Here is a 15,734-nt window from a genome sequence, read left to right as displayed (position 1 = left end):
TAACATGAATGAGGTAGGAACTGGCAGTGAACCAATACTATTCGATTAAAAGTGGTGACAAATCAGATGACAAAAGAAAATTGGGATTTATTTCTTGCACCGTATCAAATCGCGGTCGATGAGTTGAAAGTTAAGCTAAAAGCGATTCGTAAACAATTTCAGCAACGGGGAGAACATTCACCGATTGAATTTGTCACAGGACGGGTCAAACCTGTAAAGAGCATTCTTCAAAAAGCGGAACGAAAAGCAATTGCGCGTGAGTCATTAGAACAAGACATGCAGGATATCGCCGGATTACGCATCATGTGTCAATTCGTCGATGATATCATTCATGTCCTTGAGCTGTTACGCTCGCGCGGAGATTTTAAAATCGTCGAAGAACGGAACTACATTACGCAAAAAAAGGATAGTGGCTATCGATCGTATCACGTCATCATTGCCTATCCGGTACAGACGATCGAAGGTGAAGTTCCGACGTTAGTCGAGATTCAAATTCGAACGCTTGCGATGAATTTCTGGGCAACGATTGAACACTCGTTGAATTATAAGTACCAAGGAAATATTCCGGAAGAGACGCGTGAGCGTCTGCGTCGTGCAGCAGAGGCAGCATTTTTGCTTGATGCGGAGATGAGCCAGCTGAAAGTAGAAATCCAAGACGCACAACTCGTCTTTCAACGCGACGCTAAGGCGTCTGAACGATTAAAAGAGTAGGGGGATGACCATGCGTTTTGCAATCACGGCTCGTGATGATGAGCGATCTCATGCGCTTAAACAGCAACTCGAGCAGGCATTGACGGATCGGGGATGTATTCTTGATGTCAGCCAACCGGAAATCGTCGTCTCGATCGGTGGAGACGGAACGATGTTACAGGCGTTTCATTCGTATCTCGATCAAGTAGAGACAATTACGCTTGTTGGGATTCATACGGGGCATCTTGGTTTTTATGCGGATTGGCGCCCTGAAGAAATGGATGAACTGATTGATCATATCGCGAAGCAGGATTTAGCGACGGTTCAATACCCGTTGCTTGAACTCTCGATTGATTATGCGGACGGTTCACACAACCAACTGCTTGCCTTGAATGAATGTACGATTAAAAGTTTTAATCAGACGCTCGTTTGTGATTTATCGATTCGAGGCGACTACTTCGAGACATTCCGAGGTGATGGACTGTGTGTATCGACACCGTCTGGTTCGACAGCGTACAATAAGGCACTCGGCGGAGCGATCGTTCACCCGGCGCTCGAAGCAATTCAAATTACAGAGATGGCTTCCATCAACAATCGTGTCTACCGGACGATCGGCTCACCGATGTTGCTACCGAAACATCATGATGTCGAAATTCGTCCCGTCAATCCGATTGATTTTCAGATGACCTATGACCACTATGCTTCGATCATTCATCAAAACGTGACATCGATTCGGTGCCGGGTCTCTGATAAAAAAGTGAAATTTGCTCGTTTTCGTTCTTTCCCGTTCTGGCAACGGGTGCGGGAATCTTTCCTGGCAGACGAAAGACGTTAAAGTAAAGGAAATGGAAACATGAATGGATTTCAGCTACAACAGATGGTGACTGACATCGAGGATGGCTGGCGTGTCAGTCATTTTTGTACGACCCGCTTAGGGATTTCGCGGAAAATGTTAGTATCGATTAAAAATCATGGGGATATTACGCGTAATGGTCAGCATGTTAACGTCCACGACGTCTTACACGCGGGTGATCATGTCCATGTCTTCTTCCCGGAAGAGACACCAGCACCGGATATGGTGGCGACAGAAGGGGAACTTGATATTTTGTTTGAAGATGATTGGTTGCTCGTCGTCAATAAACCGCCGGGCATGGCATCGATTCCGTCTCGACTGCATCCGGAACGCTCATTATCGAACTATGTCCTTGGTTATTACCGAAAACAAGGAATTCCGTATGCGATCCATATCGTTAATCGGCTCGATCGTGATACGAGTGGTCTTGTCTTGTTCGCGAAACACGGGCTTGCCCATCACCGGATGAGTCTCATGCAACGATCCAATGAATTAGAACGACATTATTTAGCGTATGCACCCGGAAACGTACCGGTACAAACAATTGATCAACCGATTGGTCAAACCGATCATTCCTTCATGGAACGGATGGTACGACCAGATGGTCAACGAGCCATCACACATATCTTAAATAGCCGTCTAGTTCGAGCCTTTGACCAAGAAATCTCATTACTCGATATCCGACTAGAGACAGGTCGGACACACCAAATTCGTGTCCACCTTGCTTTTCTTGGGCATCCTTTGATTGGCGATACGATGTATCAAGGGAACCCGTTACTCCCGCGTCAGGCGCTTCATAGTGCGTCAGCAACGTTCCTTCATCCTGCGACGGGAGAACAGGTTCGTTTTGAAGCACCACTTCCTGAGGATCTCCGACTGGAATGATAAAGTGCACAAATAAAAGGCAATGGACTTGGTCCACTGCCTTTTATTTGTGTTTAGTCTTCATCGAACATGGAAATCCGAGATTGAGAGGCGATTGCCATGATCAATCCTAGACCGACGAGGTTTACGATCATCGTTGATCCACCATAACTGATGAACGGTAGGGGAAGGCCTGTGATCGGTAAGACACCAATCGTCATCCCGATGTTTTGGAAAATTTGGAACGTAAACATCGCGACGTATCCTGTCACGATATAGGTACCAAATGGATCCGCTGTCTCGAGAGCAATCTGAATCAACCGATAGACGAACAGGAACAATACGATCAAGACGATGGCAGCCCCGATGAAACCGTAGTGAGAGGCAATCGTCGTAAAGATGAAGTCTGTATGCAATTCCGGAACGAACACTTGCAGTTTCCCGTATCCAACGCCGAACATTTGCCCTGAACCTGTAGCGTTGATTGCTTGGACGAGCTGGTACGACAGATCATCCGCATATTCGAACGGTTGCAACCAAGCCATGATCCGGTTCATCGCGTGACCTGGGAAAAAGGTTGCGAGTAAATCATTTTGGAAAAAGAACAGGTAAAAGAAGATGATGACGGCTCCTGCGAACAGACCGAACATCGTCAAAAGCCATTTCCAGTTTAGTCCGGATAACAACATCGCACATGCTAAGATGACGCATAGAATCAAACCGATCCCTAAATCGGGCTGAATGATGATAAGACCGAGCGGCAAGGCTGTAACCGCGACTAACTTGATAAGTAACAAGAGATCTCTTTCATGTTGAACATAACGCGCATTGTGCTCGGTAATGACGGCAGCGAGCGTCACGATCAAAAAGAACTTCATGAACTCAGCCGGCTGAACCGTACCGATAACCGGGAATTGATACCAACCGTATGCCCCTTTGATTTCAGTGACGATTGGTGTACCACGGAAAATGACAAGACCGATTAACGATACGATACCTGCTCCATATAAAAACCAGTGGAATCGCTTCAACTGTTCATAATCGATGAAAATGACGACGGATAACGCCATGAAGCCGATGACATACCATTGAATTTGTTTGGCAGAGAAGTTGATGGCACTGATCGCACCTTTAAGCGAAGGTTGTGCTGTATAGATGGCGATGATACTGATGACCATCAGACAGGCGAGTAAAAAAAGCAACGTATGATCATAACGTTGTGTAAATGATTTGAATCGATTCATTTCATCCCTACTTTCTATCACTTTCTATATTACCGTAATTTATCAAATCCGCAATATCAAGAGCGATGGTTGACAGAAGCGTTACGTTTTTGTAACCTGAAGATAGGTTTTATTACCAGGTACTAATTCAAGGGGGACTTTATCATGAATATTTATCCTTCACTCGAAGGCAAGACGTACGTCGTCATGGGCGTCATCAACCAACGTTCGATTGCATGGGGCATCGCACGTGCGCTCGACGCTGCTGGAGCAAGCCTGGCATTTACATATGTCGGAGAACGTTTCAAGGCACCACTTGAAAAATTAGGACAAGAATTATCACGACCGGCTTCTTATTATACGTGTGATGTCACGAGTGATGAAGAGATCGAACAGGTCTTCCAAACAATCCATGCAGATCACGGTAAAATTTCGGGAATCGCTCACTCGATCGCATTCGCGGATAAAGAAGCGCTTCGTGGTGAGTTTTCAGGTGTAACGCGTGAACAGTTCGCGCAAGCACTTGATATCTCTGCCTACAGCTTAACAGCAGTCGTCAAAGCGGCGAAAGATTTCTTTACGGAAGATGCATCCGTCATCACGTTGACGTACCTCGGTGGTGAGAAGATGGTTCCGAACTACAACGTCATGGGTGTTGCGAAAGCCGCATTAGATGCAAGCGTTCGTTATCTCGCTGCTGAATACGGTCAGCAAGGCGTTCGTGTCAATGCGATCTCAGCTGGTCCAATTCGGACAGTATCCGCAAAAGGTGTCGGCGATTTCAATTCGATTCTTGATAGCATCGAAGAACGTGCGCCACTTCATCGTAACGTGACGACAGAACAAATTGGTCAAAGTGGACTGTTCTTGCTTTCACAAATGTCGAGTGGGGTGACAGGAGAAATCCTTCACGTCGATAGTGGATTCCACATTCTTTAATAGATAACAGATTGAACCAAGCTTTCCTGAGAAGGAGGCTTGGTTTTTTTTGTGCTGGATCGGGGAAGTGTCAAATATGAACATGTTGAAGGAGAGAGGAAGTGCAGAGGATGAACGCAATCGATTTTACAGTCGTACAATATGTCAATCGTCAAGTACGTGTCGATCCACAGCTAAAGACTGAACCAGTCGCTCGAGTTCAACCGATACGCCCAACTGACCCTTACCGCGAACACGAAGCGGACGACTTTTTAGAAGAACAGGCAAATGCATACGGTGTATTACCAGAACTAAAACTTCCCGGTCGAAGCTTCGACCGGGAAGTTTAATCATTCATTGACCTGTGAAGCGGAATGTCTCATAGACACTCCAAGCACCGTTCTCCAGTTCATACAATAAAGCCATTTTCGTGACGTCCTCTTGGAAACGGATATCTTCCATCTTGAGACGTTCTAGTACATCGAACAGTTCGACATCCGACAGTTCTTGACCGATTGTGATGTGTGGCAAGAAATCGTATTTCGGCTTATGTTCGAGTGGTCCCGTATGCAAAGCGCGATGTAATTGTTCTAACTCATCCGTAGGCATTACTTTAAGGAACAAGACATTGTTCGTCGGATGGAACGAACGAGCTCCTTGGATGTGCAAATTGACAGGCTTCGTTTCGGACGCGATTCGATTCAACTCCGTCACGATGTGGTCTAATTCTGTCTCATCGACTTCCATCCGCTCCCGTAGCGTGATATGAGGTGTGATCAGTGCATACTTCGAGTCATATCTCTTTCGGTATGAATTTGCAAAATCTTGAACGCGTTTCGATGGAAACAATACAACCCCGATGTTCATCGAAAATCCCCTACTTTCCCCTGAAATGATAACGCTTTACAAAATAATCATGACGGATTCTGGCGTCGATGTCAAAGAAGTTTGAGAGGAGCTTCAGAATCCGTGTATACTAATGAAGTACTTTGTTGGAGAGGTGGATATAGTCATGAAGAAAACACATTCAAAAGAGGTCAAACAGGCAGCTATCGATAAGTTACACGAACGAGGGGTGACGATTCATGCAATCGCTGAGATCGTGTACCAAATGCAGGCCCCATACACAGTGGATCTGACAATTGAAACATGTGTCAGTTCAGTGGAACGTGTTCTTGAAAAACGTGAATTACAACATGCGATTCTCGTCGGAGCAGAACTAGATATCTTGGCGGAAAAAGGGTTATTATCAGAACCCCTCCTGTCCATCATCCAAAGCGATGAAGGGCTATTTGGCGTAGATGAGACGATTGCGATTGGTGCCGTCAACACGTATGGTTCGATTGCGGTTACGACGTTCGGCTATTTGGATAAAGCAAAGGTCGGTATTATCAAAGAACTCGATACGAAGCTTGGGGACGGAAAAGTCAACACGTTCATGGATGATATCGTCGCGGCCATCGCAGCAAACGCATCCGGACGACTAGCGCATCGCTTGCGAGATAAGGAAGACTATTCCGCAGAAGAATTAGAAGAACGTAAGGGGACATACTGATGCGGGGTGCGAGAGCGGCGTGGATAGGTGCATCCATTGCTGTCGTCTTGTTCGTGATCATCGCTGTCTCCATTCGGATGACAGGCTATTTTTTATTTGATGCCCAATTATCGTCATACATGTCGCAACACGTCCCAGGGGATTACGTTTCTTGGTTTACTCAACTCGGATCAGGTCCAGGGGCGATGACGATGACGGTGTTACTTGGAATACTGAGTTATGTATTGTGGCGAGATCGTATCGCAAGCATCTGGTATGTGATCATGGCAATATCAGTAGGTGTATTGAATCAAGTCGTTAAATTCGCTTTCGTCCGAGAGCGCCCCTCGTTAAATGAATTGGTTGGTGGCGTAGGATACAGTTTTCCGAGTGGTCACTCAGCGATGGCTTTTGCCGTATATGCTGGATTTCTCGTCGTTGCGTTTCGTCATCTTAAAACAGGTGGGAAGGTACTTGTATCGATCGTGACGATTGGTTTATTTCTCGCCATGGGAGCTTCTCGAATCATTTTAAACGTTCACTATTTCTCAGATGTAATCGGTGGATATTGTTTTGCTGCGATTCTTTTATGTAGCTCCTATGCATTCATCGTCTCCCGTAGAAAAAAAGGAGTGGCTTGATGTTACTGTTAGATGTTGATCATAGTTTATTATTTGATGAAGAGACGATGCGCTCCATCGACAAGCCGACGTTGCTTGTCGAGCGAGTCGCTGGGCGACCTCGTTTCATGACGATGCGAGCGCATCTCAGATTAAAACGGTTAGTATCGATTAACGGTGTTGTTCCGGTGACGAAACGAACGATGGAAGAGTACCAGCAGTTGGAACTCTTTCAAATCGATGCGCCACCTAAGTGGGCAATCATTGACGATGGAAAGATTTTGCTTAAAGAAGGAAAAGTTGATCGTCGATATGAAAATTGGCTTCGTCAATTCAATAAGGAGACATCACTTGATTCCATCCTTGAGTATCTCATCGAAATGGAACAAGTTTCGATTGATGTATATCCTTCTGAGACGTTATCCAGTGTAATCACGCTTCCGCATGAACCGATTCAACGGACGACGGACGAAGCCGTATTATTAGAAGAACTATTTCGTAAGTATGAAACGACATGAAAAAACCGGACGGTCTCAAGCAGACCGTTCGGTTTTCATCGTTTCGTGCAAGATATCAAGTTGTTGGTAAAGGAATCTCATCGAACCAGTACACACCGACCGTCTCAGCGCCAGCATGTGCCAAGATGGAAGGACCAAATTGGGTAATGCGTACTTGAAGCTCCGGATGTTCTGTAGAAATCAAGCGCCATAATTCTTCAGCAGCGGCATGAGCGAGCGTATGACTGACATAAAGCGTCCGATCATATACACCATGAGCACTGACTTTTGATGAAATTTCACTGACCATTTCTTTAAAAGCTTTTTTGATGGAACGGACTTTTTTAAATGGGACAAGTCGTCCTTCCTCATTAAATTGAGCGATTGGTTTAATATTGAGCATGTTTGCTAGTAAAAATTGACTTCCTGAGACACGTCCGCTCCGTCGCATCGTCTCCATATTTCCGATGATCAGATAAAAATGCGATTTGTGTTTGAATGTCTCAAGCGTAGACATGACTTCATCTGGACCTTTACCAGCAGCAACGAGTCGTTGTGCGATCCGGACAAGTTCTTGCTGATTCGCAGCACCTGTATACGAATCAATCGCGTATAAGGGGAAACCGACGGCTTCAGCTGCAGCGACAGAACTCGAATATGTGCCGCTCAGTCCACTCGTGATATGAATCGCATACCCATAATCATAACCATCTTCAAGCAATTGTTCATACAAGGTTACGAAATCACCGAATGATGGTTGAGAAGTCGTCGGTGAAGCGTGGGAATCTTCTCGCATTTTTTGATCAAGCTGTTCAATCGAGATATCGACATACTCCCGGTAAGACTCTCCGTTTAAGATGAGTAAAGTCGGTATCACATGGACTCCGATTTTTTCAGCCTCTCCTGGCTCAAAAAAAGCCATGCTGTCGGTAATCCAAGCAATCTTATCCATGTATATGACGCCTCCATTAATAGAACCATTTTGTTCATCATACCATAGCGATGAAAGTGGAATCACTAGCTAGCGCGTTTTTGTGTGATAGAAGCACTGGAAACGTGTCCAAACCATGAACTGATACCGAAGGCGATGAGTGTTGGGAATAACCATTCTAAACTTTGATCCACTAAAGGCAAGGATTGATAGAACGTTTTAAGATTTCCCGGGAAAAGCGAAAGTTGATTTAACGCACTACAGAATGAGAAGAAAATCGTTACACCAAGAGTTGATTGATAAACAACCGACTTACGACGGAACAGATGACGCATGAATGTCAAAGCGATCAAGACGATGACGATTGGATAAAGGAACATCAATACCGGAACGGCGATGGATAGCAATGTCTGCAATCCGACGATGGATACCGTAAGACCGAGAGCAGTCGTGAAGATACTTGCCGCTTTTAAAGATACACGGTTGGAAATCGTCATCATATATTCTGCAAATGCGGTGACGAGACCAACTGATGTCGTCAAACATGCAAGCAGAATTGCAAGACCAAGTACAGCTAAACCGATTGAGCCGAAGGCAGTATTTGCATAATGTTGAAGAAGTGCTGGACCATCAACTTTTCCGATAGCGGCAAATGTGTTACGTCCGATCATTCCAAGTCCGACATAGACGAGAGTCAAAGAAGTGGCAGCGATGATTCCGGCACGAGTGACGACTTTAAATTGTGCTTTTCGTTCATGAACGCCTCGGCTTTTTAATGTATGCAGTACGACGACACCAAATACCAAGGCGCCGAGTGCATCAAGCGTTAAGTATCCTTGAAGGAATCCTTGAATGAATGCCTGTCCAGTCGTCTCATATGCTTCGTTCGGTGAAGCGACGCTCGAGAGTGGCGAAATGATGCTACTGATGCTTAATGCAGCAAGAGCAATCAGTAATAATGGTGTGATGAAACGCCCGATGATCTCAAGTAATTTTCCTGGTCGTAGTACAAGATAAAGTGTAGCAAGGAAAAAGAGACTAGATGAGATAATCAACGTCATTTGTGAGGGAGCACCAAGAAATGGTACGACTCCGAGCTCATACGTGACAACCGATGTTCGCGGAATCCCGAAAAAGGGACCGATCGCAACATAGAGCGCAAACGTCAAGGCAGCACCTACAAAACGAGGGAGTGGTGCAGCAAGTGTTTTGATGCCACCTCCGATAGAGGCAACTGCAAGTAAGCCGAGCAAAGGAAGACCGACACCCGTTACGATAAAACCAAGGATGGCAGGAAGGAACTGTGAACCCGCAAGCGCACCGAGTTCCGGTGGGAAGATCAGGTTACCGGCACCGAAAAATAAAGCAAAAATCATAAATCCTAAAGCAAATGTATCTTTTGTCTTAAACATGTGTTGTCCTCCATTCATCCTAATTTCATAAAAAAAGCCTCATCCACTAAGTTTGTGGATAGGCGTCGTTTGCTCAGACGCCTTGTCGAAATGACGAAAAGGGCCTGGATCTTCATTTTCTCAAACGAGAAATGAATCTTCAGTCCCTACTCTTAATCACAATCAGTCGTTCTTGGATGAGCGTTGCGTGTGTCATGTTTAAAACCTCCTGTTTGAATTTTTCTAAGGATAACATGAAGAATTTAATAAAACAATATTTTCTGAAAATTCATCGCCGAATTTTTGAAAACAAATAACGCCTTGAGGAGAGATGAGGTCTCTACCCAAGACGTTATACGTTACACATCAGCTCGTTGCAATCGAGCGCGTTTTTTTGTGACGTTTCAATTTATGGAGGAGCCAAGCGTGAACGACCTCACAGGATTGACGTGGTAACGTCAGTTCAACAAGCGATTCCTGCTGTTGCCCTTTAATGATGAAAAGTCCATTTTCTTCATCGACAGGGGCGATGGTCATTGAACTCGCCTCATTCAGCGACAATTTCACTTCACCGAGTGTCGCATCCTTTAATTTCAGGATGTTCCCATTTGTCGCAAATTTCGTGAATGAGCCAATTCCGTTCACTTTTAACTGATCCATATTGAATTCCTCCTTCTGTTGATTCCAGTACTGTCCCTATAAAAAACCGGGTCTAACTTCTATCTTGAAAAGGTTATCCTCATTATAGCGAAGTCTTCACCAGATGCTAGTCTTATTTTGTGTGAAAATTCGAAAAATTTTTTAACAATATTGTCATATGGATAGGAACACCTGTTAAGAGGGAATCATCATGTGAAATTCAAATAGAACAAAAGCATCCTTCTCTAAAAGAAAAAGATGCTAAAGGTCAATCTAACTCAAAACTCCATTTTTTTTTGCGACAAACAAGCGTTCCTCGTCGAAGGATCGATTCTTTCTCCGCTTCAAAATCTTCATGTAATACGCTCATATCTTCGTAGCGTCCTGCTACATATACGGGAATCGTGATGTTTCTTGAGAAAACAGACCGTTTTGCACTTTCGAAATCAATCACTACCCCTTCTTTGAGGAGGTGGCGAATATGAATCATGATTTCAGCTGTTAAGGCGATCGAGGCGACAGATCGTGCATGCTGACGAAATTTCCGTTGCACGAGGTCAGAGATGAGTTGTTCTACCCGTGACCAATCCTTCAAGTAAACAGAAGCATGAAGCCCATCGTGTTCGCTAAAATAGACCAGTTCATTCTCGATCGAGTCAAGGAAAGGAAGCGGTGTCCCTCGTTTCATATGCATTAAAAATAATAATTCCGCGATTTCGACATCCGTCAATACATCGAGCGAATGGGAAGATCGAATATCAATAGCAGTCAAAGGATGACGCTGGACATCCGTTGATTGTGAAAACTGTTCGATCTCATGCGCTTCGATGTAATGAAGCATCGTTCGAAACGATTGTTTCGTCTGTTTGAAATCACTTCCTGAAATGAGTAAAGGACGTTTCAAATCGACGGCTGCAGCGAAATCAGAGAAATGTACTCCTGACATCGTTAATCGTTGATTTTCCTCGTCCTCATATAAGTAAAGTAACGCACTCGACATACCACTTCGCTTCCTTTCCATGACTAACTACTTCATAATTTAATAGTAGCAAAACTTCGAATTGCCTGAAAGGATATTTACTTCTGAAAACGGGCATACTACATAGAGAAGCATAAAGAGAGGTGATGGAGCATGTGGGGCTTGCGAAAGCCTTTCCCGGAATTGCGGACCGAGCGCTTCATATTACGTGAGCTCGAAAACCGTGACGCACGCGAATTGTTTAAAATCCTATCGGACGATAAAGTCATGTACTATTACGGATCAGATCCACTCGTGACGGTCTATGAAGCTAAAAATGTCATCAGTTACTTTAAAGAACAGTTCACGCAAGGTAAAGCGATTCGCTGGGCAATTGCTGATGCACAAACGAATCAATTGATCGGGACGATCGGTTTTCATAACTGGCTGTCTCAATACCATCGGGCTGAAATTGGTTTTGAAGTTAGTCAAGATTATTGGCAACGTGGTGTCGCTTCGGAAGCGGCAAGAGCTGTTCTGACATATGGCTTTGAAGAATTTGCTCTCCATCGAATCAGCGCCCTCGTCGCACCTGAAAACCTCGCTTCTAACGCATTGGTTCAAAAATTAGGATTCAAAGCAGAAGGATTACTAGAAGATTATGCATACAGTCATGGTCGTTTCATGGATTTGACGATGTACCGTATGCTCGCATCTGAATGGAAGGGATGAGGTAGTCAATGGAAAAACAAACACTCGTACTCCTGCATGGATTTACAGGAGGAACAGATTATTTTAATCGGGTAGAGGCAAATTTACGACATTCCTTTGATGTATTACCACTAAGTTTACCGGGGCATGAGGGACTCGATGTTGGTCCGGATACGATTGAAGGCTTTGCAGAATGGGTCATGCATGAACTTGATCGACGTGGTATCGACAAGCCGATCATCATCGGACATTCCTTTGGTGGATACATCACAGCTGCAATTGTTGAAGGGTACGCGGATCAAATTAGTGGATACGGTCTTGTGTATTCGACAGCTAAAGCAGATGATGAACAAGCGAAACAAAAACGAAATCAAAACATCACACGCGTTGAAGAAGTCGGTGTCAGAGAATTCGTCAATGGTCTTGTTCCATCCTTATTCGCTGAAGGGGCAGATGAGTTCGCTGTCGCTGAAGCACTTGAGATCGGATACATGATGACGGTCGAAGGAGCCATTCGTGCGCTCTCTGCGATGCGAGATCGGCGAGATATGACGAAGGTCTTGACGAGAGCAAGCGTGAAGGGTCTCATCATTCATGGCACGAAAGATCAACTGATTTCAGAGGAAAGTGCATTTGCACCAAAGAATGATCATCTCATACATCGGTCAACAGACAGTGGACACATGGGGATGCTTGAGACACCGGATGCTTTCGTTGCAATCATCGAAGAAGCATTCAAGTAAGTTTTTGCCCTACGGTCACGTCTGTAGGGCATTTGCTTTGCATTTCAGATTAGATATCTGAAATGATAGAAGTGGAGGGGATACACATGAAAATCGTAGCGATTGAACCAACACCAAGTCCAAATAACATGAAAGTCATCGTTGATGAGGTCTTTTCGGAAAAGGGGCAGACATTTGAGCATGCCTTTGGCGCACCGGAACACATTCAGCGATTACTTGAAATACCTGGCGTTAAGTTCGTTTATCAGGTCAGTGACTTTTTATCGATCGAGCGTTATCCAAAATATGATTGGCGCTCGCTTGTCATCGATATACGACGTGCGTTCGGTGAAACGTTAAATGACGTTGAACAACACGAGACAGATGCTGAGTATGAGCCTGTCCATCTATTCGTGCAGTTCATTTTAGGCGTACCAATGCAAATCAAAGGTGTGAAAGGATTAGAAGAAAAACGAGAAGGGCTGTCGGAACGTTTCCGAGAAGCAGCGCTATTCGTCCAACCATTCGTTCAGAATGTCATTAGCGATCGACGCTGGGTGGAACAAGCACCTCGATACGGAGACCTTGACGAAAGTTTGCGTGAAGTAGCGAATGAGATTGAGATTGCATATCCAGTCGAACGTATCGAACGTCTCAAGTCGCTCGCAGCAGGAGAAGATATTACGTTTAGCGGTCAAGCGATTCAATCATCCGATTGGAAAGAACGATTCGCGGCGCTCGATGAACTACCTGTTGAGATGGAGTGGGTTCCAGCTTATGCTCGCCTGTTACAGGATGAGAAGATGCAAATTCGGCGTCAAGCGATTGTAAAGCTTGGGATGTTCGAAGATCACCGAGAAGAACTGTTAGAGTATTTGACGAGTGCACTGCATGATCCGTCAGGGATCGTTCGCCGGACAGCAGGCGATACGATTTCAGATTGGGCGATGCCAGAAGCTGAACCAATGATGATGGAAGCGTTAGCGGATAAAAATAAATTAGTACGCTGGCGAGCTGCTCGCTTCCTGTTTGATGTCGGAACGGAACAGTCGATTCCAAGACTGCGTGAAGCAATCCGAGACCGGGAATATGAAGTGGCTCTACAAGCCGAACTCGCATTAACGCGGATCGAGAGTGGGGAAGAAGCACTAGGAACGGTTTGGCAGCAAATGAATCGAATGATAGATGAAAGTTCATAAGAACTTAAAAAATAATTGCTTAAGAGAATCATTCGACAAAATGAGTCACCAATTGTCTAGGTATATTTTCCCTGTTGTCTAAAAACGCTGGTAAAATAATCAAAATTATGTTGTCATCTTTTTGAAATCGAAATGAAATGTGTTGGAAATGCTTATTAAAACGCTTGCATCTAACAACTAAATCAAGCATTCCAAAATATCCCTGATGAAATTGAAATATTGTTTTGAAATGAAATGTCGAATGACAATTTTCTTCTTTTTCCTGCCCTTTGGTACAGTTAATCTACAATAACGAATTCGAATCATGTAGGTCATCTCTTGGCTGGGCATTATGAATGAGAAAAGGGGAGAATCGGGGATATGTTACTTTTCGCTGAAACAGATTTAGCAGTAGGATACAAGGAACGGACAAAAACAGGGGTATATGTAACGATCGAAACAATCGACAGTCGTACGATCACATTAGTCGCACCAGCAAACGCGGCAGAAGATATTTGTGACGAACTGTTTGCGACAGGATTAGAGCAATTGTTTTCATTCAAGATGAATCCATCGACTTTACCTGTGGCATAAGCGGATAAACGTGCGAGAGAGGAGAATCCTCTCTCGCTTTTTTTGTGATAAAATTATTAGAGATAAAAGGAGGGATGAGATGAAACGTCTCGTTTTCATTCTGCTACTGCTTACTGTTTGTTTAGCAGGTTGCCAAGAAAAGAAACAACAGGCAACAACCACGAACGAACCGATTCAAATCGCAGTCAAAACGACAAAGCAGGACGACATGATGCAATTAGACATTTCTTTAACGAATCCAAATGATCACAGTGTGAACGTGACGTATCCTTCCTCACAACGTTTTCAGGCTCAATTGATTGATGCGAAACAACACGTAACGTATGATTTTGAGAAAGAGCAAGTATTCACGCAAGCGATTGAAAAGGATACGTTCACGAAACGTTAAACGAAACAGTATACGGTTGAATTACCGATCTCCTCTTTAGGTGATAGCACGGAAGTTCGCGTATCGACAATCCGTCAATTCAAGGGAGCAAGTGCAAAACAAACGACGGATCAACAAATGATTGATTCAAAATGACGATCAACACAATGTGAAGGAGTGAAGCGATTCATGCAAAAAGAAATCATCCAAGTAACAGGAGTAAAGCCTGCCATTGACCCAGCACAAGAAGTAAACGAACGGGTAGCCTTCTTGAAAGCGTATCTCAAGCATACAGGAGCAAAAGGATTCGTATTGGGCATCTCAGGGGGACAAGATTCTTTGCTCGCAGGTCGTCTGTGCCAACTGGCAGTTGAAGAGTTGAGAAAAGAAGAGGGGAAAGATGTCGCATTTTATGCGGTCCGCTTGCCTTACGGGGAACAACAAGATGAAGCAGACGCACAGACAGCCTTGACGTTCATTCAACCGGATCATTCGCTTCGTGTGAACATTAAACCAGCGGTCGAAGCATCGATGCAGGCGTTCAAAGAAGCGACAGGTGCAGAACTTTCCGACTTTAGTAAAGGAAATACGAAAGCGCGAGAGCGAATGAAAAGTCAATATGATTTAGCCGCTCATTATGGCTGTTTAGTCGTTGGAACGGATCATGCAGCTGAATTCGTGACGGGATTCTACACGAAACATGGTGATGGTGCATGTGATTTGACGCCATTGACGGGACTGAACAAACGGCAAGGGAAACAACTGTTACGTTACTTGAACGCACCAGAAGTCTTGATTGAAAAAATTCCGACAGCAGATCTTGAAGAAAATCGTCCGGCATTACCAGACGAAGTGGCACTTGGAATGACATACGAAGAAATTGATGATTATTTGGAAGGAAAGACGATTTCAGAAGCAAGTCAAGAAAAGTTAGAGACGCAGTATAAACGTGTTGGGCATAAGCATCATATGCCGGTCTCACCACTCGATGAATGGTGGAAAGCATAATCCAAAATAAGGAGGCGTGATTTCAAGATTGAAATC

General features: G+C 44.5%; 20 protein-coding genes. 14 read left to right on the top strand and 6 right to left on the bottom strand.

Going from position 1 to position 15,734, the window contains the following annotated elements; translation table 11 throughout:
* Positions 1–66: 66 nt before the first annotated feature.
* The 3 genes from MKY22_RS11025 to MKY22_RS11015 are packed head-to-tail and all read left to right on the top strand — an operon-like array spanning position 67 to position 2,428.
* Complete coding sequence (locus MKY22_RS11025) at positions 67–711, top strand: GTP pyrophosphokinase (RefSeq protein WP_035396676.1); 645 nt, start codon at positions 67–69, stop codon at positions 709–711.
* A gap of 10 nt (positions 712–721) precedes the next feature.
* A complete protein-coding gene (locus MKY22_RS11020) occupies positions 722–1,525 on the top strand; it encodes an NAD kinase (protein WP_023468882.1) in 804 nt (267 codons plus the stop codon).
* Between the two features lie 18 nt (positions 1,526–1,543).
* On the top strand, positions 1,544–2,428 hold the full coding sequence (locus MKY22_RS11015) for an RluA family pseudouridine synthase (protein WP_214858071.1): 885 nt from the start codon (positions 1,544–1,546) through the stop codon (positions 2,426–2,428).
* Positions 2,429–2,481: 53 nt separating this feature from the next.
* Here MKY22_RS11015 and MKY22_RS11010 read toward each other — a convergent pair whose 3' ends face one another.
* Positions 2,482–3,651 (bottom strand): FtsW/RodA/SpoVE family cell cycle protein, encoded by a 1,170-nt coding sequence (locus MKY22_RS11010; RefSeq protein ID WP_029342211.1) that lies wholly within the window; start codon positions 3,649–3,651, stop codon positions 2,482–2,484.
* 144 nt (positions 3,652–3,795) lie between these two features.
* Here MKY22_RS11010 and fabI point away from each other — a divergent pair, with 144 nt between their 5' ends.
* A complete protein-coding gene (gene fabI, locus MKY22_RS11005; protein WP_029342212.1) occupies positions 3,796–4,569 on the top strand; it encodes an enoyl-ACP reductase FabI in 774 nt (257 codons plus the stop codon).
* 110 nt (positions 4,570–4,679) lie between these two features.
* On the top strand, positions 4,680–4,898 hold the full coding sequence (locus MKY22_RS11000; protein WP_023468878.1) for a hypothetical protein: 219 nt from the start codon (positions 4,680–4,682) through the stop codon (positions 4,896–4,898).
* 4 nt (positions 4,899–4,902) lie between these two features.
* Here the strand turns inward: MKY22_RS11000 and MKY22_RS10995 are convergent, their stop codons facing one another.
* Positions 4,903–5,415 (bottom strand): YjcG family protein, encoded by a 513-nt coding sequence (locus MKY22_RS10995; RefSeq protein WP_023468877.1) that lies wholly within the window; start codon positions 5,413–5,415, stop codon positions 4,903–4,905.
* A gap of 145 nt (positions 5,416–5,560) precedes the next feature.
* On the opposite strand from MKY22_RS10995, the gene MKY22_RS10990 reads away from it, so the two are divergent.
* Genes MKY22_RS10990 through MKY22_RS10980 form a run of 3 tightly spaced genes read left to right on the top strand, consistent with a single transcriptional unit; the run spans position 5,561 to position 7,220 of the window.
* Entirely contained in the window at positions 5,561–6,103 is a 543-nt protein-coding gene (locus tag MKY22_RS10990) for a phosphatidylglycerophosphatase A family protein (RefSeq protein ID WP_034786059.1), read from the top strand.
* Positions 6,103–6,723 (top strand): phosphatase PAP2 family protein, encoded by a 621-nt coding sequence (locus tag MKY22_RS10985; RefSeq protein ID WP_133207554.1) that lies wholly within the window; start codon positions 6,103–6,105, stop codon positions 6,721–6,723. Before MKY22_RS10990 ends, MKY22_RS10985 begins: the two co-directional genes overlap by 1 nt.
* Positions 6,723–7,220 (top strand): hypothetical protein, encoded by a 498-nt coding sequence (locus tag MKY22_RS10980; protein WP_290778255.1) that lies wholly within the window; start codon positions 6,723–6,725, stop codon positions 7,218–7,220. The genes MKY22_RS10985 and MKY22_RS10980 overlap by 1 nt, the downstream gene beginning before the upstream one ends.
* 55 nt (positions 7,221–7,275) lie before the next feature.
* Here MKY22_RS10980 and MKY22_RS10975 read toward each other — a convergent pair whose 3' ends face one another.
* From MKY22_RS10975 to MKY22_RS10960, 4 genes are all read right to left on the bottom strand, one after another.
* Positions 7,276–8,151 (bottom strand): DegV family protein, encoded by an 876-nt coding sequence (locus tag MKY22_RS10975; protein ID WP_290778252.1) that lies wholly within the window; start codon positions 8,149–8,151, stop codon positions 7,276–7,278.
* Positions 8,152–8,216: 65 nt separating this feature from the next.
* The gene (brnQ, locus tag MKY22_RS10970) at positions 8,217–9,542 is read right to left on the bottom strand and encodes a branched-chain amino acid transport system II carrier protein (protein ID WP_341088809.1); all 1,326 of its coding nucleotides are present in this window, start codon (positions 9,540–9,542) and stop codon (positions 8,217–8,219) included.
* Between the two features lie 345 nt (positions 9,543–9,887).
* Entirely contained in the window at positions 9,888–10,181 is a 294-nt protein-coding gene (locus MKY22_RS10965; RefSeq protein WP_050677561.1) for a hypothetical protein, read from the bottom strand.
* Positions 10,182–10,428: 247 nt separating this feature from the next.
* Positions 10,429–11,160, bottom strand: a complete 732-nt coding sequence (locus tag MKY22_RS10960; RefSeq protein WP_341088803.1) for a hypothetical protein — start codon at positions 11,158–11,160, stop codon at positions 10,429–10,431.
* 132 nt (positions 11,161–11,292) lie between these two features.
* On the opposite strand from MKY22_RS10960, the gene MKY22_RS10955 reads away from it, so the two are divergent.
* The 6 genes from MKY22_RS10955 to nadE all read left to right on the top strand — a co-directional run bounded on the left by MKY22_RS10955 (position 11,293) and on the right by nadE (position 15,698).
* On the top strand, positions 11,293–11,850 hold the full coding sequence (locus MKY22_RS10955; protein WP_023468869.1) for a GNAT family N-acetyltransferase: 558 nt from the start codon (positions 11,293–11,295) through the stop codon (positions 11,848–11,850).
* A gap of 8 nt (positions 11,851–11,858) precedes the next feature.
* Complete coding sequence (locus MKY22_RS10950) at positions 11,859–12,572, top strand: alpha/beta fold hydrolase (protein ID WP_290778243.1); 714 nt, start codon at positions 11,859–11,861, stop codon at positions 12,570–12,572.
* A gap of 86 nt (positions 12,573–12,658) precedes the next feature.
* Entirely contained in the window at positions 12,659–13,750 is a 1,092-nt protein-coding gene (locus MKY22_RS10945) for a conserved virulence factor C family protein (RefSeq protein ID WP_050677558.1), read from the top strand.
* Positions 13,751–14,110: 360 nt separating this feature from the next.
* Positions 14,111–14,323, top strand: a complete 213-nt coding sequence (locus MKY22_RS10940; RefSeq protein WP_023468866.1) for a hypothetical protein — start codon at positions 14,111–14,113, stop codon at positions 14,321–14,323.
* Between the two features lie 79 nt (positions 14,324–14,402).
* Entirely contained in the window at positions 14,403–14,711 is a 309-nt protein-coding gene (locus MKY22_RS10935; protein ID WP_341088798.1) for a BsuPI-related putative proteinase inhibitor, read from the top strand.
* A 168-nt stretch (positions 14,712–14,879) separates the two neighbouring features.
* Positions 14,880–15,698, top strand: coding sequence for an ammonia-dependent NAD(+) synthetase (nadE, locus tag MKY22_RS10930; RefSeq protein WP_341088797.1), 819 nt, complete (start codon positions 14,880–14,882; stop codon positions 15,696–15,698).
* Positions 15,699–15,734: the final 36 nt, after the last annotated feature.

Source organism: Exiguobacterium sp. FSL W8-0210 (assembly GCF_038006045.1).
Classification (GTDB): domain Bacteria; phylum Bacillota; class Bacilli; order Exiguobacteriales; family Exiguobacteriaceae; genus Exiguobacterium_A.
This window is presented reverse-complemented; position numbering and strand designations above follow the sequence as displayed.